Source organism: Paenibacillus tritici (genome assembly GCF_018207515.1).
Classification (GTDB): domain Bacteria; phylum Bacillota; class Bacilli; order Paenibacillales; family Paenibacillaceae; genus Paenibacillus_AQ; species Paenibacillus_AQ tritici.
The window spans coordinates 2338368-2359196 of the sequence record NZ_CP073365.1; the positions used below are offsets into that span (position 1 = coordinate 2338368).

Genomic DNA, 20829 nt, shown 5'->3' on the forward strand with positions numbered 1-20829 from the left:
TCTTCGTCTGAGCTAATTATACGCCGGCACATGGGCGAGCAGCAATAGATGCTTTATAGTCAACCACCAAGAGGATATTTCCTCCCAGATCGTTTATACTGAGTTTACATACATAACGTAATTTAGTACCTGCACACGCAAATGCAGAGATGGAGGTTTGTTCGTTTGGAGTTATTTGAGTATATTTTGTTGATGCTGGCAGCCGTATCGCTGTCTAATCTGGTGAACCGGTTTATCCCCTCGCTCTCCGTGCCGATCATTCAGATTGTGCTGGGTATGGCCTTGACTTGGTTGCCTCTACATTTCGAGCTGGAGCTGAACCCGGAGCTGTTCCTCTTATTATTCATTGCCCCCTTACTGTTCAATGATGGCAGGCTTGCCGATAAAGTGGCCTTATGGAAGCTGAAAAAGCCGATATTGCTGCTGGCGCTGGGACTGGTTTTTCTAACGGTAGGGGTGCTGGGCTATTTCCTGCACTGGCTGCTGCCGGTATTGCCCCTGGCTGCTGCGTTTGCGCTGGCTGCGGCACTGGCCCCTACGGATGCGATCGCTGTAGGCGCATTGGAGCAAAAAGTGAAAATCCCCCATCAGACGATGCAGATTCTCGAAGGAGAATCGTTGATTAACGACGCGTCGGGTCTGGTGTCCTTTCAATTTGCAGTCGCAGCTATGGTTACAGGCGCCTTCTCTTTTAAGACGGCCAGTCTGAGCTTTATTGGCATCTCGCTAGGCGGTGTGGTGCTGGGCCTTGTGCTCACGCTCATTAAATACGGGATCGTGCGGTGGCTGCGCAGGCTCGGGATGGAGAATGTCACGCTACATATGCTGATTGAGATCCTGACGCCGTTTGCTATTTTTATGGCCGCTGAGGAGCTTGGGGTCAATGGAATTCTAGCGGTGGTAAGTGCAGGGATCGCCCATTCCTTCGGATACAAGCAGATGAATCCTGAGGTAGCCAAGCTAAGCGTCGTGTCCAAAAGCACCTGGTCCGTCATTATTTTTGTCCTGAACGGCCTGGTCTTCCTGCTGCTGGGTACCCAGCTGCCGGAGATTATTCAGACCGTCTGGAACAACCCGGATATAGGGAATATCCAGGTTATCCTGTATACCCTGCTATTAACCGCTGCTGTCCTCGGTCTAAGGCTGGTCTGGATGCTGGTCATGGATATTCCCGAAGGGGAGGAGCCGCGGGGGCCCTGGAAGCTGGAGTTCAGGAAGGCGCTCATTCTCACGCTGTCCGGGGTCCGAGGTACGATTACTCTGGCGAGTACGATGTCACTGCCGTTTTTCCTGGATGACGGCTCCTACTTTCCGGCCAGGGACCTGATTATTTTCCTGGCAGCGGGTGTTATTCTGTGGACCCTGCTGGCGTCTAACTTTCTGCTGCCGCTGCTGCTTGGCTCCGATCATGAAGCGGAGCATAATGCCGAAGAGGTGGAGGCCAAAATTGAAATCCTGCGCAGCGTAGTTGCCGGACTAAATGAGCAGGCTACGGATCAGTCCCGCATGGCTTTGAATCATCTGACCGGCACTTATAATGCCCGAATCCGCCTGCTTAAGAAGAATGAAGACGCTGAGGAAATGGAACGGAAGCTTGGGGTGACAGCACTCAAGTGGCAGCGGGAATACACCATGCATGCGCTCAAGCAGCACGAGGTGAATCCGTACACGGCATACCGCTATCTAAACCGCCTGAACCGGCAGCTGTTCATATACACCCGTGATTCGCAGTACAAGAATGACCTGATTCCGTTCAAAAGCTGGGAAGAAATCACAGGTGTCATTCAGCAGGTCCGCTTAAACGCGCAGGAGCGGCGAGAGGAATCGAACCGGCTACAGTCCGGGATTTTCGCTTACGTTCTTGAACAGCTGAGAGTGCTGCAGAATACGGGGGAGATGGAGCCTGAAGTAATTAGCTCCCTGATTCTTCGTTATGAGCGGGGGCGCTTGAGACTGACCCGTCAGGAGTCTATCTCTGCTACGAAGCGGGAGTTCGAAGAGTCGCTGCATGAGCTGTCCCGCGCGGGGATTCAACTAGAACGTGATCATATTCAACTTATGTTCGAGTCCGGACGGATCTCCAGAGCTAGCATGAAGGAAATGAAACGTGATATTCTGTTCATGGAGCATGATCTGCGGGAAGAAATGGGCTGAATTCCATTACAAGGAGATGAATCTATATCATGAATAATAAATTGGTCGCAGGTACCTGTGCGGTGATTGCTGCGCTAGGAATCTATCTGTACGCGGGAAGCGGGGGAGCGAAGACAACGGAAGTTGCCACAACTCCGGGCAGCAGTCAAAACATCAAGCAAATGGTGACTGACTTCAGCTCACGCACCTTGACGGCAGAGTCCGCTTCGATTACCTCTACCCAGCTTATTGTGGATAGCGGCGGTTCTAACGAAGCAGTCTACGGGCTGCCGGAGGATGAGTTCTTCCTGTCGGTTGCCCCCTATGTGCAGAATACACATCCCTGTGCCACGCACAGCCTGACCGGCTGCCAGGGAGAGATGGTCGGCCAATCCTTCGGGGTAACGATCGAAGACGCGGATGGTAAGGAGATCATGAACCAGACCGTCAAGTCACAGCCGAACGGCTTCATCGACCTATGGCTGCCGCGTGATCAGAACTATAAGATGACCATTACGCATGAGGGCAAGAAGGCCCAGTCTGAGATTTCCACCTTTGAGAGTGATGATACCTGTCTTACGAGTATGCAATTGAGCTAAAAGTATAGCAATCCTGATTCTGTCTGTACCATCTCGTTTGTAAGAAGAATAATAAAAATATTGAATAAGTTGGGGCCGTATCTGTATACGGCTCCTTTTTTGCGGTTCTTTGATATACATAAATCAAGAGGAGAATCCGATATTCGGTGTATAAGGGGAATTTTTATAATCGCAGGGGGGATCCCTATCAAGACAATATATCAAGCCGTTCTTTATAATTTGGCAGCAATTGCAATACACCTGATATTAATCTATTTTCTTGAGATAAGAATTGAGGGATGGGGAACAGAAATGATGATATTTCTATGTAAAACATACCTTCTCCCTGTCTGCTTGTGCTTCGTTAACTCTTTATTGTTTATAAGGGCTGATAGGGGAAAACAAATGACCTGGTTTTTATTCACTGTCATTCCAAGCAGTTTACTCCTATTTCTTTTTGTGGAACTACAAGGTGTTGAACCTAGAGGCTATGCTGTAGTCTCTTTTGAGCTTTTCCGAAAATATCAGGCTGAAATGCTCTATTTACTTCCGCTGGGTATTTTAGTAATCCAATCTCTTATAACTTTATATTACCTAATCAATGTGAGAGTATGGAAAAGAAATTAATCGTTTAAAATTATACTGAAGCTGAATGATGATCTGGGGATCAAGAAGATATTCAATGCCCTGTACATAAGACGAAGAACGTCCCAAGCTGCCGCCCGGCAGAGCGGGCGTTCTTTTTTGCGCACTCCTTTTTCCACTGAATCCTGGCAGCAACGAAGTAAGTATGTTAAGTTCTCAGTTTTATAGGCATAATTGTTGTAAGAAACTTTATCCTTCGATCAATGAAAATTCTTGGCTAATGAACCTGCTCTTGAAGCATTTATAGTCTTGTTAACGTTCCATTCACACTACTCTGATAATCTCTATAAGTGTCAGGCGGATGAAGCTTAAAATAGACAGATGATGCGGAGGGTAATAATGTTAATATTCATGAAAAAAAAGCTGATCGCTGGTATGGCAATGCTGGTTGTGCTTGGGTTAGGCGCAGGCCTTATATTTCCCGGGAAACATGCCAAGGCGGAGACGGGGCAAGCCGCTTCACCGGGTTCCCGGATTGAAGCACCTGCCAATCTTGAGGATGCGGCAGGCCTGACTGCCTTTGTGGATGGTATGATGGAAGAGTATATGAACCGGCTGCAAATTCCGGGAGCGGTGATCTCCATCGTCAAGGACGGCAAGATCATTTTGGGTAAAGGGTATGGCAGTTCCAATCTGGAGCAAGCGGCTCCGGTTGACCCTGCCACCAGCATGTTCCGAATCGCTTCAACGACCAAGCTGTTCACCTGGACAGCTGTGATGCAGCTGGTGGAACAGGGGAAGATTGATCTGGATACGGACATTAACACCTACCTGAAATCCGTGAAGATTCCTGCCACTTATCCTGAACCGATCACCATGCGTCATTTGATGACCCATACAGCAGGCTTTGAAGAGGGCGGAGTCGGTTATCAGATCGTCACTAATCCTGCCGGATTGCCCGGTTCCATCTCGGAGACACTCAATAAACATATGCTCGCCCGGATCAGACCGCCCGGTGAGATGAGTGCCTATTCTAACTATGGAGCCACGCTTGCCGGGATGATCGTAGAGGACGTCAGCGGTATTCCTTATAATGATTATATTCAGAAGAATATCTTCGATCCGCTGGACATGAAGCATTCGACGGTCGTGGAGCCATTGCCGGAGTCATTCATCCCTAACCAGGTGGTAGGGTATAACAGCGAGAACGGCAGCTTTATTCCAGGCACACCTACCTTCGAGGGCGGATTTCGTCCTGCCGGCTCGGGTACCGTATCTGCATTAGACATGGCCCATTTCATGATCGCGCATCTGCAGAACGGTAAATATGGCGGCGGGCAGATTCTGAAGCCTGAGACTGCTGCATTCATGCATTCAACGGCATTCCAGCTCGATAAGCGCCTGCCGGGAGTCGCTCTCGGATTCGCAGAGAAGCGGGTGAACGGGGTGAGAATAATCTCTCATGGCGGCTCCGATCCCATGTTCAATACGGAATTGTATCTCGCGCCTGCCAAGCAGCTGGGGATTTTCTTATCCTACAATGGCGGTCAGGGCAGTGAAGCTGCGACCCATCTGGTCCAGGCCTTGTTCAACCGGTATTATCCCGCTTCCGAAGTGAAGCAGCCGGAGTTCTCCGCTTCCGCAGAATCCGTGCAGAAATATGCCGGCTCTTATCAATTTACACGCCGCAACCTAAGTGATATTGACAAGTTCTTTAACTTTTTTGCCCAGCTGAATGTTACGGTTGTGGATAACAAGATATCCTTGGGAAGCGGCAGCGAACAACAGCTGTACAGAGCAATCGCCCCTAACCTGTTCCAGCTGGAGGAAGGGACGGATCAGATCGGCTTCCTTACGGATGAGTCCGGCACAGTGACACATATGCTACTGGACATGGCTCCTGAGATGCCGCTGGAGCGTACACCGCTTTTGGATCAGAGTAAGTTTTGGCTCATCCTGCTTGGAGTCGTGGGATTCATCTTCCTCACGGCATTGCCCGGACCTATATTCTTCAGACGCAGGTTCAAGGCGATGACGCTCCCGGAAAAGCGGGCCATCCGGTTATCGGCGGGAACTTCCGTTTGGGCACTGCTGTCTTTTATTACTCTGTTTATGATTATTATGTCCATGGACATTATGCAGAAGCTCAGCGGTATCAGTCCGTTACTGTCTGTCAGTCTGGTTATGCCAATCATTATGGCGGGCTTGACCTTGGCAATGTTGGTCTCGGCTGTGCTGGTCTGGAGGAATAAGTATTGGACCGCCCTGAAGCGGGTGCACTACACTTTAGTGACGCTTTCGGCTATCGTACTGACGATCTTCTTCTACTATTGGAACCTGCTCGGCTGGCAGTTTGGATAACGCTTAAGAGAGAAGGATGCCCGTGGCTACAATACTTATCGCGGATGATGATGACAATATCCGGAAGCTGATGTCTCTATATCTGCGCAAAGAAGGGTTCCAGCTCGAAGAAGCCGGGGACGGCACCAAGGCCTTGTCCATCATAGAGGACTCACAGATCGATCTTGTCATTCTGGATATTATGATGCCGGGGCTGGACGGCTGGGAGCTGTGCAGGGAAATCAGGCGTTTGGATGCCAATCTCCCTCTCCTCATGGTGACGGCCAAAGCGGAATCCGCCCACAAAATCAAAGGGTTTCAGCTCGGAACGGACGATTACCTGACCAAGCCGTTTGATCCGGTGGAGCTGGTGATGCGGGTAAAAGCGCTGCTCAAACGCTCACTGGTAGTTACTTCCCAGTCTGTGCAGCTCGGCAATGTGGTGCTGAACCGCCGGACCTTTCAGGTTACACGCAGTGGGGCGCCGCTCACGCTGCCTTTGAAGGAATTTGATCTTCTGTTTCTGCTGGTCAGCCACCCCAGGCAGATCTTCACCAGAGAACAACTGATTCAGCAAGTCTGGGGACTCCATTATGAAGGGGACGGGCGGACGGTAGATGTGCATATCAGCCGGCTGAGGGAGAAGTTCAGCGGCAATGGCGAGGGTTTTCAGATCGAAACTGCCCGCGGTCTGGGATACCGGCTGATCCCTGAGCCATGATCAAGACATTGTATGTCCGGATCATTCTCACGTTTCTTGGCATTATTGTCTTTAGTCTGATCTGTTCCTTTTTCATCGGCTTGTATGTATTTCAGAAGCAGATAAGCTATGAGGGACAGAATGAGATGATCACAGTGGGCAGGGAGATTATTCACCGCTATGATGACGCCAAGCCTACAGATATGGACGAGTTCCTGAATAGTATGGTTAAAATATCGGCGCATCCTATCCACATGTACCATCCCTCGGGGGAACATAGCTTTTACGGTCTCTCGGATAGTCCGGCTGTGACCATCACCCCAGAGGCTGTCCGGCAAGTGTTGCAGGGAAAGGTCTATCGTTCCTCCACGGAAGATGATGATACGTTCATCGGAATGCCCTTCTTGCTCAAGGGGGAGTGGCGGGCGATGTTCCTGCAATATTCTGCCGAGAACGAACATCTTGTTAACAGGCTGGTACTCTTTGTGCTGCTACTCGTGCTTGTGCTGGGAAGTGTATGTATTGTTGTCGCTGCCAGATATCTGGTGGAGCCGATCAAGGCTTTGACGAATGCCACCAGAAGATTGGCCAAAGGTGATTTCGAAGTGGATCTCAGAATGAACCGTGTGGACGAGATCGGGGAGCTGACCCAGAGCTATGTGGAGATGGCGGGGGAACTGAAGCAGCTGGAGCAGATGAGGCAGGATTTCGTCTCCAATGTCTCCCATGAAATCCAGACACCGCTTACCTCCATATCCGGTTTTGCCAGGGCGCTGCAGAGTAATGATCTGATTGCCGAAGAGGAACGTAAGGACTATCTGGATATCATCATTGCGGAGAGCGGACGTCTGTCCCGGCTAAGTGATAATCTGCTGAAGCTGGCTTCCCTGGATTCCGAGCATCACCCCTTCACGGCAGTCCCCTTCCGTCTGGACGAGCAGATCAGAACCATCGTGGTGACCTGTGAGCCGCAGTGGTCAGCCCGGAGCCTCATTATTGATCTGGAGCTGCCGGAAGCTGTTCATATCACAGGGGATGAAGATCAGCTGAAGCAGGTATGGATGAATCTGCTCAGCAACAGCATCAAGTTCACGCCGGAAGGCGGGAAGATCAGCATCCGTATAGACCACAGTGCAGCGGAAGTTGCCGTCACTATCAGCGATAATGGCATCGGGATCTCCCCGGAGGAGTGGGGTGCCGTGTTCCAAAGATTCTATACCGTAGACAAGTCGCGGAATGGAAGTAATAGCGGGAACGGTCTGGGACTGGCTATTGTTTCAAAAATCGTCTCCCTGCATCAGGGCAGTATTGACGTAGACGGTGCGGCAGGAGTAGGCACGACGATTATTGTCAGGTTGCCCGTACGCCAGACATAATGAAATCCTTGAATTGCCGGTCTGTTGCCCGGTCTTCTTCCGTAACTGAACCGCCCCGCTGGCGGGTAAGAATAACCGCTTTTTGTAAATACATGAAATACAGGTGGGTGGACTTCTGTAGAAGGTCCAGCCACTTTTTTTGATGCTCCGGAGCCACCGAGGCGCTCTCCAGGCTGATATACCGGGAATACCAGACTTCCATGGCCTTCTTGAAGTCAGGGAGTTCAGCCGGATTCTTGGAGAGAGTACTATAGTAGACTCCAAAAAGGGCATCATAATAGATCAGTGACTCCTGATGCTCTCTCAGCGCCAGGTATTGATCCAGAATCTTCTCCAGAGACTGTACCGGCTGTGCAAAATCAAAATCAAACAGCAGCTGTCCAAACATCTGCTCCAGATTATCCACATAGAGCTCGGCGGCTAAATCTTCCTTGTCCTTATAATGAAGGTACAACGTGCGGCGGGAGACACCGGCTTGTCCGGCGATCTGTGTCATATCCGTGCGTTCGATCCCCTGGGCACAGAACAGCTCCAGCGCAGTATCCTTAATAAGGCCCCTCGTTAATTGTTGCTGCTTCTCACGCAAATTCAATGATTTCCTCTCCTGTCTTATGCTGTTATTCCGCTGCTTCCCGGACTATTCCTTAGCTGGCTCCGGCTTCCCGAGGAACTTGCTGCCCACCGAATAGGGGTTGTGATGATTGACCGCATCCCCCAGCCACTTCAGCAGCTTCACCCCATCCTGCTCCGCCTGATAGAAGGTCTCCCGGGTGGCAAAAGTATGCGGGGTCGTCCCCTTCGCTGCCTTCAGCCCATAGTTGGTCAGATAGTAATAGTAATTCGGTACAGCAGCAGCCACAGAGGATACAGACTGCCGCATTTCCTGTGACCATTCATTAATAACCCTCTGATCTCTTGGCCCCTTGTAATCGTTAATATTGTTCTGGAAGTGGATCAGTATCTCGTCGTATACCGAGTAGGATTGCAGGAGCACCGTACCCGCAGGCAGCAGATGACCGTTCGCCCGAAAAGCAGCCCCGATGATATCCGCTTCCGGGGCGTATCCGAAATTCTTAACAAAGTCTGCGTGCCATTCCTGGTCTATCACATTAGGCCATTTGTCTGATTTCAGAAAGGAGCTGTCCGAATATTGGAAGATCTCCGAGTGTTTGTAGTGTTCCGCGATCTCAGGCGCCCAGAAGGCAGCTCCGAACCCGCCCGCACTTTCCCCTGCAATCAGTAGCTTCTCCGGCTTATCGACATTCGCATAGATCCAATCGAGGCTGCTGCGCACATTATTACTCCCGTTATAACGCATCGTGAAGGGGGTGCCATCCTCTTTTCGGTATTCAGCTGTGCGGTTGCCGATATGGAAATCACCGGTCGAGTAGGGGAGATAGACCACATTCCAGCCATGAAAAGGATTCACCGGATTATCCGTATCCATCATTCCCCTTAGCAAGGTCAGCATATAGAAGGGGATGTCCGGGAAATAGTTGCCGGTATCCCCGCCTTTGATGAAGTTCATAAGCTTAATGGGGTGTGCGGCACTTTGCGCATCCCAACTGGCCCCGCCCCCGGAGAAGAAAACGATCCAGTTATCCGATTCCCCGGTTTTATTCCATATGAAATACTCTGATCCATCACTGGAAAGGGTATTCCCGCCTAGCTTGACCTTGTTCCACTCGTAAGGCTTCACTTCTGCGATTACGGGGGTAGTGGTCACCGGCCGCCGGATTACGAAGGCGTAGACCGCAACAATGGCAATGACAACAACGCTCAACAATCCAACACCCGTAAATATCGTGATTTTCTTCATTCTGCTCATCTCATCGCCCCCTATTAGAAGTATACGCCCGGATAACTCGTTGCACAAGGTGTATACTTTTTCCCCTGGCACAATTCAACTTACTCATTAATTTTTGGTTTCGCATAAATTACGATATAATCATCCCTAAGATTACCAGTGAAATGATAAGAACTTGGAGGGATTGTATGACACTATCCAAATGCTTCAAGCTTTCAATGATATTGCTATTTGTCTTGATCTTATGCACAGCCTGCCAAAGTAATAAGGAGCAAGGAACGAGCGGCTATATCTCGTTAAATGAATTAGAGAGCTTAGCGGACAAGGGAGCCGCACTGAATTGGAGCCGCACTGAATTGGAGCGATTTTGACAAGTATCCGTATGAGGATATCGGTTCAGGAGTGTATATAAGAAGGTACCCTATCGAAGGGGAACAACAGCTGTTAGTTAGAGGGAAGAGCCTGGAAAAACCACCTGAGCAAATTTCTATTGTGGATCAAAAGGGTGAGGAGCAGGACATTCTGCTATGTGTTAATCTAACGTGCAAGGTAAGTGAAACGACAACGTCAATCAAACGTATGATCCTTATTCAACTTTATCCGATATGGCTCATACGGAGGTGAACCTGGCTGGAGCATTTTTATGACTTGGTTCAATTGGCGTTCTCGATCGCTCTTATCTATTCCTTAGTTTCATTTCCATTCGCCCATTTTTCTGTACGAGAGATTCACTGGGATTATGACATTGCTGCAGCGGGTTCCACTTGGTATGTGGCTGTCAGACTGTCGCAATCGAGCAGCATACAGCGTTGGATCGTACGTACTGCCAGACGAAGAGAAGCACCGGATGAAGCGGACAATGGTCCTTCCCCACATTGATATTCATACTTTCAATTAGGGAGGACAACGATGAAAAAGATCATGCGGTTTCAACCATGGGCCAAGCCCATTCTCGTATTGGTGATGGCAGTTATTCCAGTTATTGTGCTTAGTGGATGTTCGACAGCAGCCCAAACAGACTCGATTACTGCCGATACAACAGGGGTATTCAACCACTTTTTTATATATCCATTATCGTTCCTGATCAAATTCTTCGCCGATGCATTTCACGGAAACTACGGATTATCTATCATGCTGATGACGTTCATCATTAGACTTGCGATCATGCCGCTCATGATGAATCAAACCAAGAAACAAATGGACATGAAAGAGAAGATGACCGTCATTCAGCCGGAGTTAACTGCACTTCAGGAGAAGTACAAGAACGACGTTAGTACGGATGCCAAAAAGCAACAGCAAGCCGAGATGATGCAGCTCTACCAAAAGCATCAATTCAACCCCTTAAGTATGGGCTGTTTACCGATGCTTCTCCAATGGCCGATCACTCTTGCCTTTTACTATGCCATTCGTCGTACCCCGGAGATTGCCGCTCACGATTTTCTGTGGTTTAGCTTGGGGCAGACTGATATGATTTTGCCGTTTATTGCTGCTGCGGTGTATTTCGTTCAGTTCCGCTTGTCGCAATCCGCTTCCACACAGAATCAGCCAAACCCAAATAACCAAATGGCTTTCATCGGATTGTTGTCACCGGTTATGATGGGTGTATTTTCTTTTGGGATGCCTGCTGCGCTACCCTTATATTGGGTGGTGGGCGGTATATTCATTATCGTGCAGACGATCCTACTGAATAAAATGTACACGAAGCCACATGCAACAGTTAAAAACCTGCCTACAGGTGTAGAAGAATAATAAAATTTGATAAATCAACGGCAGTCTGGGGCTTTTAGTTCAAGACTGCTGTTGGTTTTTATAAAGAATTGGCTGGTGTGTGTATGTCGAATGTGATTTTTGATTGCTCCCAGTTTTTAAGTTTTAGCTTTACTGACGGGATTTATAAGCATGAAGTAGAACGATTCGAAAGACTTGGAATGAAAGTATTATTGAAAGAAGAAATATCTAAGAAGAAACTGAATTATTTGAGGTCTGTCCTTCAAGAAGAAGTACTTGAACTGTTCAACCAAGAATTTATAGGTTTATTTGAGGATTGGAAAGAGGAAGGGAATCCGCCCATTGAGCTTTATAATTTAAAAGAAGAACTCAGCGAATTTCAAAGAAGCAGCCGATAATTTAGTCCTTACAATTAATCTTTAGCATGTATTTATAGATAGGCTTTGTGCCCTTTTCTAGGTACGGTCCCTATCCATTCAAAATGAGATATGAAACAGAGTATGATCTATGAATGGATGGTGAAATATAAATGGAATTTATAAAAAACATTAAATTAGTCACAGAACTATTGCCTAGCTTTAACGTCAGACAATTAACTTTTTTCACCTCATTAAATTATTATATCGACCAAAATATTGACTACGAAAGTATCTCGTATTTAGAGATTATATTCATCATTGAACAGAAAAAAATGAGACAAAGGTTAAAAGTATTAATGAAATTCAATAATGTTTCATCCTTATATGTGAAAAATCTTGGAGGAAGTTACAATCAAATTCTTGGATTTGAAATTGAGGATAAAACTAGTAGTCAATGGGAGAAAAGTGGGAGTTATCATGTAAAGGATTATGAGGATGGGATTTTAGATTTTTATTGTGAAACAATTGAGATTTTAACTGTGAACAATGAAACTGATTTCTAATTAAGCTACACCCGGGCCAGTAAATTTTTGGATGAGGAGAATAAGCCATGTCCATCCAACATTCCGTAAGTCATCTAAGTGAGGTTTCAGGCAAAGAAATGAGCTCAGTGGTATTCATAAGCGATTATATCCAGCTAATCTTTGAAGAAGATTATAAAGAGACAATGATATTTACAGCGTTTACACTTCCAACAATAAGGGCAGGCTCATCATTCTACATCAGATCGGATATAAGTTATTGCAACATTCTTTGTTCCCTTATTAACCAGACTGTTACGGAAATAGATATTGAGGAAGGTATAGCTATAACCTTGCTATTCCAAAGCAATATTGCGCTTGAGATTTCATTAAAGAGAGAAGCAAACGGAGGGCAGGAGGCGGCTATGTTTAGTAGTGAAAATGGACTAACTATCTGGCAACTCCCATAAAGAAACAGCTAGGAGGGAACCTATGAAAAGAGAAAGTCCAGTAGACGAGTTTCAAACGGTATATTTTATTACTGATTGGTGGGACGGGCCAAAAACCGGATTTGCTGATTTTAACGGTACTGTTCATTGTTTTGAGCGATTTTTTGATAAAGTGAACGATGATTGGTCAAATTTGTATTTGCTAAGACCTGTTTCAACGGAGGAATATTCACTACAAATTGAGTCCCATAAATTATTTTTAAATTGGATAAATGATAATTCATCAAGAACACATCCTTCTTCAGACATGGAGAACAAAAGGTATCATGAAATAGAGCACCTTTTAGCTGAATTTAAACATCAATTTTATAGTGAAAAGTACATCGGAGAATTCATATCCATAGCTAAAGATGAAGCGGGAAATGCCAGCATGATATATGACTTCAATTATAAGGTAAAGTGGAATGAATCGCCTGAACAGCCAGCCTCAACGCTTTAATCCTCCGCTCCAAAAGTGTTCTTTGTGGACTGCCCGCCTTTGACTTGGCATAACTGTTCTCCACTGAAGGGGTTAAACCAGTGAGAACCTTGCCGGCCTCTGCTAAATCTTCAGGTGTATATGGATGAGGCTTTTGATTCCAGACATTTTCCAGAACCGCTAAGCCGATGGATACAGCATGGAGCCGTTTGGTTACCAGGGTAGTATTGGCGCCACTTTGAGTCATTTGGGACAAAGCGCTCTCAAGTTTTTTGACTGTGGATTGCATAGAGGTTATGGATTCCAATTGATCTGCATTTGATACATTTTCCATATTCACTGTCCTTTCTTTGCTTCTGAATTTATACTTCATGCCAGTTTTATTTCATAAGCTCTACAGAATACTCCGGATCAGGAGTATTTTTAAACTGTGTTTCTGTTCCGACAAAAAACTCCTGCACCGTAGGTCCCTCTATTTTACCGGAACTATTAACAGACTCGCCGTTGCCTATGTGGTGACCGTGGATCATTTGATCGACATCTATTTTTTGTTGCCTATTTTGTTCATCATAGTAGTAAAATTCATCGAAAGATACTCTATATTCAACTGGAGTGGAAGTTTTTAAAATACCTGATTCAGGAATGGTATAAATGTTTTTCCCGTTAACCTGCTTGATAGGGTCAAATCCCTCTTGATTATAAATAATCTGCACCCAGCCGACATAATTTTCTGGAATAAGATAAGTGTTTAGATTGCTTTTATTAGAGCTGCAGGCGACGAGGATCAGCAACCAGGGAATGAATACTGAAAGTACTTTTCTCAAGGCTTAACCTCCGTGAGATCATTGTATATGTAGTTAATTATAGCGGAAGGAGCAGTTTCTTGCAGTAGATACGTTGTCGCCGCCGGTGTGAATAGCTTTGCCTGAATCTAATCGTGAATCGAAAGAAAGGCTCTGCTCTTCATTATCATCTCAAATTCCGATAATTACATAAAAAGGGGGCCGAAGATGAAATCATTGAAGGCAGCACTCCAAGCCATTCTTTATGTACTTGTGGTACTTGGACTACATCTGATCCTGATTTATTTACTAAAAATAAAAATTGAGGGATGGGGAACAGAAGTATCAATAACCTCATTAAAGGTGTATTTTATACCGCTTTTATTCTGTTTGATTAATTCTTTTTTGTTAATAAGGACACAACGGATAAAGTACCATATCACCTGGTTTTTAGTAACTATACTATCAAGCTTCTTATTTCTTTTATTTTTCAAAGCAATACAAACGAGTGGAGATTATGAGCAGGCATTCGTTACTATTAATTTCTTTCCGAAATATCAAGCTGAAATGCTCTTTCTGCTTCCTTGGGGTATTTCTATTACTCAATTTATTTTGAGCGTATATTACGTAATCAAATTAAGAAAAGATGTTAAGCTTTTGAAAGTGTAAAGAGGATAAGGGCAATTTCACAAGTTTTTTTCATAGTAGTTTTACATATAGGTGTAATTTATTTTCTGAAATTGAGAGGAGGGAATTGGGACAAAGAGGCTATACAACAAGCCGTTATCATTTATTCAGTTCTAATAGTTTTATTGTACTTAACTTGTGTGATGTGTTTAGTGACACAAAAAATAAGATATAACTTATTGTGGTTTTTGATAAGCACTATTCCTAGTATTAGCTTCTTGTTTCTTCTAAATAAAAATAAGGGAAATGAGGCTTCTGAATATGGTTTTGTAGATTTAAAATTCGACAGTGATTTTTTTGGATTGGCTCTTATATTTCCTTTAGTTTACTTTGTAATTCAATTAACTCTAATTGTTGCGCTATGGATATTAAAATTTCCGAAAGAATGATTATATACCTATGAATTCTTGCGAGGTGTGAAGATTTGCTTGGGAAATTGGATATCAAGTTGAAAGTTTTAATCCAAGTTGGATTAGTTATATTGTTTCATATGATAATTATTTATTACTCAAATATCAGAATAGAAGGGTCAATAGAAGCTGGAAAAATATTGATTTATTATTGTAGCCCCCTTATTTTATTATGTACAACTTGTATGATGTCGTTAAAAGCAAGAACGTACAAGTATAAGCTTATATGGATCATATGTAGTACTTTTCCGAGTATTGGTATATTGAGTTATTTTAAAAAATTGGATGGAAATAACACTGTCGCAGGTGTGGTTGATATCACTTATCTAAACTTAGATAATAACCGGATTCTAGTTTTATTCTATTTCCCTTTAGTATTTTCGATCATACAAATAATATTAATGTTTGGTTTATGGATAATACAAATTGCCAAAGAAAACGGGAAGAGGTGAATGATTTATAAGTGAGGATAAAATATGGATGTCTAACATGCGATTTGAAGTTTGGTAACAAGCGCCTCTCCAATATAACGGAGAGGCGCTTCTCGTTTACAGAGCACTACTACCCTACTCCTCAACCACCTTCGACGAGCTAGGCGTATTCTTGTTCTTATACACCCACATGGCATATTCCAGCGGGCGGACCAGCGCCTTGCGGTAGGTGCCGCTGTCGCCGGAGCGGGCGAAGACTTCGCGGGCGGGTTTGGGGTTGACCTCCAGCACGTAGATCTTGCCCTCGCGGTCGATGGCAAGATCCAGGGCCAGCTCGCAGAGGGCGCCGAAGCTGTCTTCGAGGTAAGCGGCAGCATCGAGGCCCAGCTTCTCGGCTGCGCGCATGGCTTTGTCTGCCCGTTCTTCGCTCCCGAGCCACTGCTTCAGCAGCGTCTCTGCCTTCATTGCATGTCCGCCGCCATGGAGGTTCGAGGTGACGCTGCGGGCAGCGCCTACCCGGCCGGCCATGCCGGTGAACTCCCAGTCCCCTTTGCCGTTCTTCTGCACAAGCATCCGGTAATCGTGGAACCGGCCGCTGGGCAGCCGCAGGGGAATGCCCTGCTGGACCAGGAACTTGCCGCTGATGCACCACTGGCGGACTATGGTCTCCAGGCGGTTCAGCGATACCTTCCGGGGCGCGATAATCTGGCGGGTCTGGCGGCGTCCCTGGATATCGAACAGGGACTTGCCTTCCCGCTGCCGCTCAATCCGCAGGATGCCGCGTCCGCCAGTGCCGTTGATCGGCTTCACGTAGACAACCGGGCTGGATTTCAGCATCCGGTGCAGGTCGGCGGAGGACTGATAGAGGAGCGTCTCCGGCATATGGGGCCGGAAGCGGCTCCGCTGGGAGAAGGTCTGGTGCACCGTCCATTTATTGCGCAGCGGACGGTTAAGGAAGGTCAGATGGTCATACCGCGCGCGGAAGCGCAGCAGCTGCTGGAAGCGCTGGCTGCGCTGAATCCGGCAGCGGTCATAGATCATGTTCGGGAAGGAGCGCCATCTGCGCGACCATATTCCGCTTTTGACATCATAGACCATCGCATGGATCTGGTCCTTGCTGACATGTACATCTGCTGGGGTAAATACAAAGACATCCAGGCCAATCCGGTTGCCTTCAATAATCATCCTCCGGTATACGCTCTTCTCTTCAAGCTGTTTGGCGTCGTTCAGATACAGCGTGAGGATGCCTAAGACGGGCTCTGGCACAGGAGTTCACCTTCTTGTGGAAGAATTGGGGGAGCTGCTGAAGCCGCGCGGGACCGCAGCAGCAGGGTGGGCTTGCCGGTAGGACCGGTGAGCAGGTCGACGGCGGCAAGCCCGCTGTTGAAGCACATTTTCAGGCTGGCTGTATTGTCGCAGGCGACCTGGCATTCCAGATGCCCCAGCTGCTCCAGCTGCGCGGTAAGCAGGACTGTGCCGGTATGCCTGTTCCGGTACAAGGGATGGACGGCGACGATACACGCCTCCTTCCCGAAGCCGGATACGAAGCTGACACCTGCAAGCTGGCGGCCGTTCTCACCCCGAACGGTGGCAACGAGCAGGGAGGCTCCCGGCAGTGCGAGCTGATCCGGTGTCAACCGGGCCAGCTGTCTGCATCCGCGAAGAGTGATCCGCTGTTCCCCATAGTCCCTCAGGAACTCAAGCAGTCCGGCGAGCCTCGATTTCCACTGTACGGGATCGCTGTCATAGAGCGAGGATATCTGCATGGTGTCACTTCCTTTGACGGGTTTGTGGATCATTTGGTCAGCCGGGACAGGTGAGTGCCATATTGGAATATCCGTTCCAGGGACAGCTTGCGGATCGCCGGCTCATCGAATTTCATCGGGCGGGAATTGGCTTCAAAAAACCACAGTCCGCCTTCTTCATCGACGCCGAGGTCCATGGACATCTCGCCCAGCATCATGCCGGAAGCCCGTTCAATCTGCCGGGCGATCAGCAGCGCGGTAGTGGGCACATTCTTCAGGATGAGCGCGCCCTGCTCTGCACCGAAGGTTCCCTCCAGCATGCTGGAGGGGTCTTCAATGCTGCCGCCGCGCGGCACATGGGTCGTAATACTGCGGGCTCCGGCCAGGCGGGCGCCAATGCCGGTTACTGCCCAGGCTCCCCGGCCGTTCTTCTGTAGCAGGACACGGAGGTCGAAGGGCCGCCCACGGTGTGTGGCAAGTACGATCGCCTGCTGCACGATATAACGGGAGGTTCCTTTTTCCCGGCCGATTCTGGCCCACAGACGATCAACAGACGCGGCTTTATATGTGGTGTTTTTCTTGCCGCCCTGGATCTGCAGCCGGTAGGGGAGCAGGGTGTCCGGCCGGTATCTCAGCCGCATAATACCTTTACCTGCTTTGCCTTTCTCCGGTTTGAGATAGAGGCTGTCATGATTCTTCAGCATAGCTGTAAGGGTGGCTGCACTGCGCAGGCGCCGGGTTTTGGGCACATGCCTGGAGGTGGCCTTGGATTCCTTGAGCCATTCAAACAGATTCCATTTATTGAAGAAACTCGGGTTGTACAGCTGAATTTCCGGGTGCGCCAGACACTCCGCAATTTTGCGGATGACTGGCGCTTTTTCCTCCTCCTCACGGTTGGGAATCCGGTTGTAAATGACCTGCGGCAGCGGAACGGGAATGGCATACCAGAGCTTGCCGCTGGCTGAAGGCACGTAGCCGGTCACGACTCGTTCCTCGAGCTTCAAGTCGCGGACCGTGACGACATATACGAGATAACCCAATTCTTTGCCGGTACGGATAATGTCACGGAAGTTCGTGCGGTTGCCGCGGAACTGCTGCAGCCGGTCACTGGTCGTCAGGATAGCGATAACTGGCTTGCTGGGGTCTGGAATCCGGCTGTTCACAAGTCATCCCTCCTGCGGAATTTGCTGAGATACAGACAATGCTCCAGGATGTGCTCAATGGAAGCTTTGCCCTCAGCGCGCAGGGAGGGGTGGCGGAAGATAGAGCGTCCCGGTTTGGCATTGGCCTCGAACATCCAGATATCCTCATCCTGGTCAATGCCAAGATCGAATCCGATCTCACCAAGCAGATGGCGGTGCTGGATCTCCAGGGATTCCGCAAGCTTGACGGCTGTAGTCTTGGCGCGCTGCAGCACTTCATCCGATCTTGCGCCAAAGACGCGGCCGAGCGCCTGCTGTGGAGTCAGCAAGGCACCGCCGTTCTTCAGGTGGGTGGTCACGCTGCCCCGTCCGGCTTTTTTGGCTCCGATGCCGACGACAATCCATTGGTTGCTGCCGTTCTTATGCATATGGAAGCGGAAGTCGATCGGGCAGCCGTCGATCTCAATGAGCCGGATGCCCTGCTGCACCACATAGTTCTGCATGCTCTGCCCATGACGGCCCCGCAGCATGCGCATCAGGCTGTCGAAGCTGGTGAAGCGCAGCAGCACGTTTTTACCATTCCTCCGGTAACGGGCGAAGTATCCTTTCTTCGGCAGATAGGTCAGACGGTAGATTCCATGTCCGAGGCTGCCGGCGGAGGGTTTGTAATAGACGAAGTGGTGACGGTCCAGCATTTCCCGCATTTGTTCGGAGCTGGGGTTGCTGTGCGTTTCGGGCACGAAGCGGTTCGCCGCACCGTCGTTCTCCAGCAGCCGGTAAATATCCGATTTATTGAAGAAACTCCAGTTGAAATAAGGGATCTTCTTGCGTCCGAAGCGTTCGCGCAGCTGGTTGATATAAGGTGAGGTCTCAGCTCTGCGGCTGGGCAGACGATTGTAGACTACATCCGGCAAGGGCACCAGCTTGCGCTCAAACCTGCCGGTTGCCGTCAGGAAATAGCCGTTAATCTGCTCCTGCTGCCAGTCGATATCGCGCGGCATGAAGGCGAAGATGTAGCATTTGTTGCTGCCTTCGCGCAGCAGCTGCTTGATGAAGCCGGTACGGGCGCCGAAGGGCTGGGCCACAGAAGCGGGGCCGTCTGATAATACACCGACCAGCGGGCCTAGCTGGACTTCATCATTCTGCAGATTACGCAGGTAGATGCCGCCTGTCTTCGGAACCTTGATGGCACTCTTGACTCCCGAAGCCAGGAATAGATGTTTGCCGGCACGGTTAATCGGCTTGATCGTGGCCGGGATAGCATCTCTTCCGAGGCGCAGGCGGATGTTTTTCTTACCGGATAATTTCAGGCTTTTCATCAGTTCACCCGAGACATATACGACTCGATCAGGCTGCTTGGTGAAATGTACATTGCAAAAAGTGAGACCCATTTATGAATCCTCCTTTGGAACCATAGATATCGTTCTCCCGTGTGAACGGAGCTGCCCTCGAGGCAGCTTGTGATGGCCGCTTGATGTAAGCAGCAGATGGCGCGCATAGCGCAGCGGGTTCTCGGCAGCGAGTGTAGCAGCCCGGCGGTCGCCCGTCAGCCGGAACACCGTGCGCCCTGGTTTGGAATTGGCTTCCAGCAGATAGATTCTTCCTCCGGCATCAATACCGTAATCAAGGCCGAGTTCGCCGAGTCTGCCGCAGGATTCTTCCAGGAGCGGGGGCAGGAGAGCCGACGCAGAGGTCAGCTCCTCCAGCAGCTCCTGCCCTGCCCCGCCGTATTCGTGCAGCAGGAAGGGCAGGGCAGGAACCGCGGTTCCCCCGCCGTGCAGATTGGAGGTCAGTGATCCCCGGTTGCCCAGACGGACGGCCATGCCGGTCAGGGTCCAGGCGCCGGTGCCGTTCTTCTGCATCAGCACACGTACATCGAACGGCTGTCCTCCGCTGCCGGTGAGATGCAGATAAGGCTGTATGATATAGCGGTGCTGGCCGATGAAGCGGTCAATCCAGTCAAGACTTTCGTCCAGCGTACCGAAAACATAATGAAAAGGTTCGTTCTTCCGGTCTCTTCCCCGCACCTTCACGCCGCCGCCTTCACGTTGGCCCAGCAGAACAGCGTGCAGGGTGCGTTTGCCGTGGGAGCCGGTTCTGGGCTTCAAAAAAACGCCGAATTCCCTCCCGGCAAGCATATTGCCGAGCGCTTCACGGCCGCTGTACAACACGGTTTCCGGCAGCAGTCCAGCCGCAGTACGGCTGCGCCGCAGAATCTCGTAGACCCCCCACTTATCTGGAAGTCCGCGTGACCAGGGAAGACAGCGGGTTAATACAGAGAGGGCCGATGCCGCTGCTCTTTTCTCTTCCGGTGTCCGGTAGAAGCAGCGGTTGTAGAGAATGTCGGGCGGGGGAGCCTGGATAGGCTCCCATTGTCCGTTCTGCCATTGGTAGCCCTTGACATAGGAGCCGTCTGCCGCCACACCTTCCGGATGAAACACAAGGACCTTCAGATCATACAGCGGGGCCGCCCGGCATAGCTGACTGCAGAACTCCGGTTCTGCGATGGGAGGAATCCCGTGGCGACGGCCTGTCATAATGCCAAGGAACCCCATTGCTGTTGTGGTCATGATGTCCT

At 48.9% G+C, this 20829-nt stretch carries 20 protein-coding genes; 11 read left to right on the plus strand and 9 right to left on the minus strand.

From position 1 onward, the window contains the following. Positions 1–165: 165 nt before the first annotated feature. The 5 genes from KDC22_RS09815 to KDC22_RS09835 all read left to right on the plus strand — a co-directional run bounded on the left by KDC22_RS09815 (position 166) and on the right by KDC22_RS09835 (position 7712). Entirely contained in the window at positions 166–2154 is a 1989-nt protein-coding gene (locus KDC22_RS09815; protein WP_211722887.1) for a Na+/H+ antiporter, read from the plus strand. Positions 2155–2183: 29 nt separating this feature from the next. Next, a complete protein-coding gene (locus tag KDC22_RS09820) occupies positions 2184–2732 on the plus strand; it encodes a CueP family metal-binding protein (RefSeq protein WP_211722888.1) in 549 nt (182 codons plus the stop codon). A 975-nt stretch (positions 2733–3707) separates the two neighbouring features. After that, a complete protein-coding gene (locus KDC22_RS09825) occupies positions 3708–5657 on the plus strand; it encodes a serine hydrolase domain-containing protein (RefSeq protein WP_246553430.1) in 1950 nt (649 codons plus the stop codon). Between the two features lie 22 nt (positions 5658–5679). Next, positions 5680–6357, plus strand: a complete 678-nt coding sequence (locus tag KDC22_RS09830) for a response regulator transcription factor (RefSeq protein ID WP_211722890.1) — start codon at positions 5680–5682, stop codon at positions 6355–6357. Beyond that, positions 6354–7712 carry a sensor histidine kinase gene (locus KDC22_RS09835; protein ID WP_211722891.1) on the plus strand — a complete coding sequence of 453 codons (1359 nt, stop codon included), beginning with the start codon at positions 6354–6356 and terminating at the stop codon, positions 7710–7712. Before KDC22_RS09830 ends, KDC22_RS09835 begins: the two co-directional genes overlap by 4 nt. Here KDC22_RS09835 and KDC22_RS09840 read toward each other — a convergent pair. Both KDC22_RS09840 and KDC22_RS09845 read right to left on the minus strand, forming a co-directional pair. Continuing rightward, a complete protein-coding gene (locus tag KDC22_RS09840; RefSeq protein WP_211722892.1) occupies positions 7687–8304 on the minus strand; it encodes a TetR/AcrR family transcriptional regulator in 618 nt (205 codons plus the stop codon). The two genes, KDC22_RS09835 and KDC22_RS09840, sit on opposite strands and share 26 nt — an antisense overlap. A 45-nt stretch (positions 8305–8349) precedes the next feature. Next, positions 8350–9540 carry a pectin acetylesterase-family hydrolase gene (locus tag KDC22_RS09845; RefSeq protein WP_211722893.1) on the minus strand — a complete coding sequence of 397 codons (1191 nt, stop codon included), beginning with the start codon at positions 9538–9540 and terminating at the stop codon, positions 8350–8352. Between the two features lie 888 nt (positions 9541–10428). Between KDC22_RS09845 and yidC the strand changes: the two genes are divergently transcribed. The 5 genes from yidC to KDC22_RS09870 all read left to right on the plus strand — a co-directional run bounded on the left by yidC (position 10429) and on the right by KDC22_RS09870 (position 13075). Continuing rightward, positions 10429–11268, plus strand: a complete 840-nt coding sequence (gene yidC, locus KDC22_RS09850) for a membrane protein insertase YidC (protein WP_246553432.1) — start codon at positions 10429–10431, stop codon at positions 11266–11268. 83 nt (positions 11269–11351) lie between these two features. Next, positions 11352–11645: a hypothetical protein gene (locus KDC22_RS09855; protein ID WP_211722894.1), complete on the plus strand. Its 294-nt coding sequence runs from the start codon at positions 11352–11354 to the stop codon at positions 11643–11645. Between the two features lie 131 nt (positions 11646–11776). Further along, positions 11777–12169 carry a hypothetical protein gene (locus KDC22_RS09860; RefSeq protein WP_211722895.1) on the plus strand — a complete coding sequence of 131 codons (393 nt, stop codon included), beginning with the start codon at positions 11777–11779 and terminating at the stop codon, positions 12167–12169. A 47-nt stretch (positions 12170–12216) separates the two neighbouring features. Then, positions 12217–12597, plus strand: coding sequence for a hypothetical protein (locus tag KDC22_RS09865; RefSeq protein ID WP_211722896.1), 381 nt, complete (start codon positions 12217–12219; stop codon positions 12595–12597). A gap of 22 nt (positions 12598–12619) precedes the next feature. Beyond that, positions 12620–13075: a hypothetical protein gene (locus KDC22_RS09870; protein ID WP_211722897.1), complete on the plus strand. Its 456-nt coding sequence runs from the start codon at positions 12620–12622 to the stop codon at positions 13073–13075. Here KDC22_RS09870 and KDC22_RS09875 read toward each other — a convergent pair. Continuing rightward, positions 13020–13388, minus strand: coding sequence for a hypothetical protein (locus KDC22_RS09875; protein WP_209993425.1), 369 nt, complete (start codon positions 13386–13388; stop codon positions 13020–13022). The genes KDC22_RS09870 and KDC22_RS09875 overlap by 56 nt on opposite strands. Before the next feature lie 46 nt (positions 13389–13434). Further along, positions 13435–13878, minus strand: a complete 444-nt coding sequence (locus KDC22_RS09880) for a DUF6843 domain-containing protein (protein ID WP_211722898.1) — start codon at positions 13876–13878, stop codon at positions 13435–13437. Between the two features lie 186 nt (positions 13879–14064). On the opposite strand from KDC22_RS09880, the gene KDC22_RS09885 reads away from it, so the two are divergent. After that, positions 14065–14505 carry a hypothetical protein gene (locus KDC22_RS09885; RefSeq protein ID WP_211722899.1) on the plus strand — a complete coding sequence of 147 codons (441 nt, stop codon included), beginning with the start codon at positions 14065–14067 and terminating at the stop codon, positions 14503–14505. Between the two features lie 994 nt (positions 14506–15499). On the opposite strand, the gene KDC22_RS09890 is transcribed toward KDC22_RS09885, so the two are convergent. From KDC22_RS09890 to KDC22_RS09910, 5 genes are read right to left on the minus strand one after another with little or no spacing between them, the layout of a single operon-like run. Next, entirely contained in the window at positions 15500–16630 is a 1131-nt protein-coding gene (locus KDC22_RS09890; RefSeq protein ID WP_173141188.1) for a YheC/YheD family endospore coat-associated protein, read from the minus strand. Next, positions 16612–17163, minus strand: coding sequence for an N-acetyltransferase (locus KDC22_RS09895; RefSeq protein ID WP_211722900.1), 552 nt, complete (start codon positions 17161–17163; stop codon positions 16612–16614). The genes KDC22_RS09890 and KDC22_RS09895 overlap by 19 nt, the downstream gene beginning before the upstream one ends. Then, positions 17160–18272: a YheC/YheD family endospore coat-associated protein gene (locus KDC22_RS09900; protein ID WP_211722901.1), complete on the minus strand. Its 1113-nt coding sequence runs from the start codon at positions 18270–18272 to the stop codon at positions 17160–17162. The genes KDC22_RS09895 and KDC22_RS09900 overlap by 4 nt, the downstream gene beginning before the upstream one ends. Next, complete coding sequence (locus tag KDC22_RS09905; protein ID WP_173141194.1) at positions 18269–19642, minus strand: YheC/YheD family endospore coat-associated protein; 1374 nt, start codon at positions 19640–19642, stop codon at positions 18269–18271. The genes KDC22_RS09900 and KDC22_RS09905 overlap by 4 nt, the downstream gene beginning before the upstream one ends. Next, entirely contained in the window at positions 19643–20821 is a 1179-nt protein-coding gene (locus KDC22_RS09910) for a YheC/YheD family endospore coat-associated protein (RefSeq protein WP_211722902.1), read from the minus strand. Positions 20822–20829 lie beyond the last annotated feature (8 nt).

Bases quoted from the DNA above. Each gene is read 5' to 3' on its own strand.
- KDC22_RS09825 (WP_246553430.1), top strand. From the start codon at position 3,708: ATGAAAAAAAAGCTGATCGCTGGTATGGCAATGCTGGTTGTGCTTGGG.
- KDC22_RS09865 (WP_211722896.1), top strand. From the start codon at position 12,217: ATGTCCATCCAACATTCCGTAAGTCATCTAAGTGAGGTTTCAGGCAAA.
- KDC22_RS09910 (WP_211722902.1), bottom strand. From the start codon at position 20,821: ATGACCACAACAGCAATGGGGTTCCTTGGCATTATGACAGGCCGTCGC.
- KDC22_RS09875 (WP_209993425.1), bottom strand. From the start codon at position 13,388: ATGGAAAATGTATCAAATGCAGATCAATTGGAATCCATAACCTCTATG.
- KDC22_RS09835 (WP_211722891.1), top strand. From the start codon at position 6,354: ATGATCAAGACATTGTATGTCCGGATCATTCTCACGTTTCTTGGCATT.
- KDC22_RS09895 (WP_211722900.1), bottom strand. From the start codon at position 17,163: ATGATCCACAAACCCGTCAAAGGAAGTGACACCATGCAGATATCCTCG.
- KDC22_RS09870 (WP_211722897.1), top strand. From the start codon at position 12,620: ATGAAAAGAGAAAGTCCAGTAGACGAGTTTCAAACGGTATATTTTATT.
- KDC22_RS09905 (WP_173141194.1), bottom strand. From the start codon at position 19,642: ATGGGTCTCACTTTTTGCAATGTACATTTCACCAAGCAGCCTGATCGA.
- KDC22_RS09855 (WP_211722894.1), top strand. From the start codon at position 11,352: ATGTCGAATGTGATTTTTGATTGCTCCCAGTTTTTAAGTTTTAGCTTT.
- KDC22_RS09820 (WP_211722888.1), top strand. From the start codon at position 2,184: ATGAATAATAAATTGGTCGCAGGTACCTGTGCGGTGATTGCTGCGCTA.
- yidC (WP_246553432.1), top strand. From the start codon at position 10,429: ATGAAAAAGATCATGCGGTTTCAACCATGGGCCAAGCCCATTCTCGTA.
- KDC22_RS09885 (WP_211722899.1), top strand. From the start codon at position 14,065: ATGAAATCATTGAAGGCAGCACTCCAAGCCATTCTTTATGTACTTGTG.
- KDC22_RS09845 (WP_211722893.1), bottom strand. From the start codon at position 9,540: ATGAGCAGAATGAAGAAAATCACGATATTTACGGGTGTTGGATTGTTG.
- KDC22_RS09860 (WP_211722895.1), top strand. From the start codon at position 11,777: ATGGAATTTATAAAAAACATTAAATTAGTCACAGAACTATTGCCTAGC.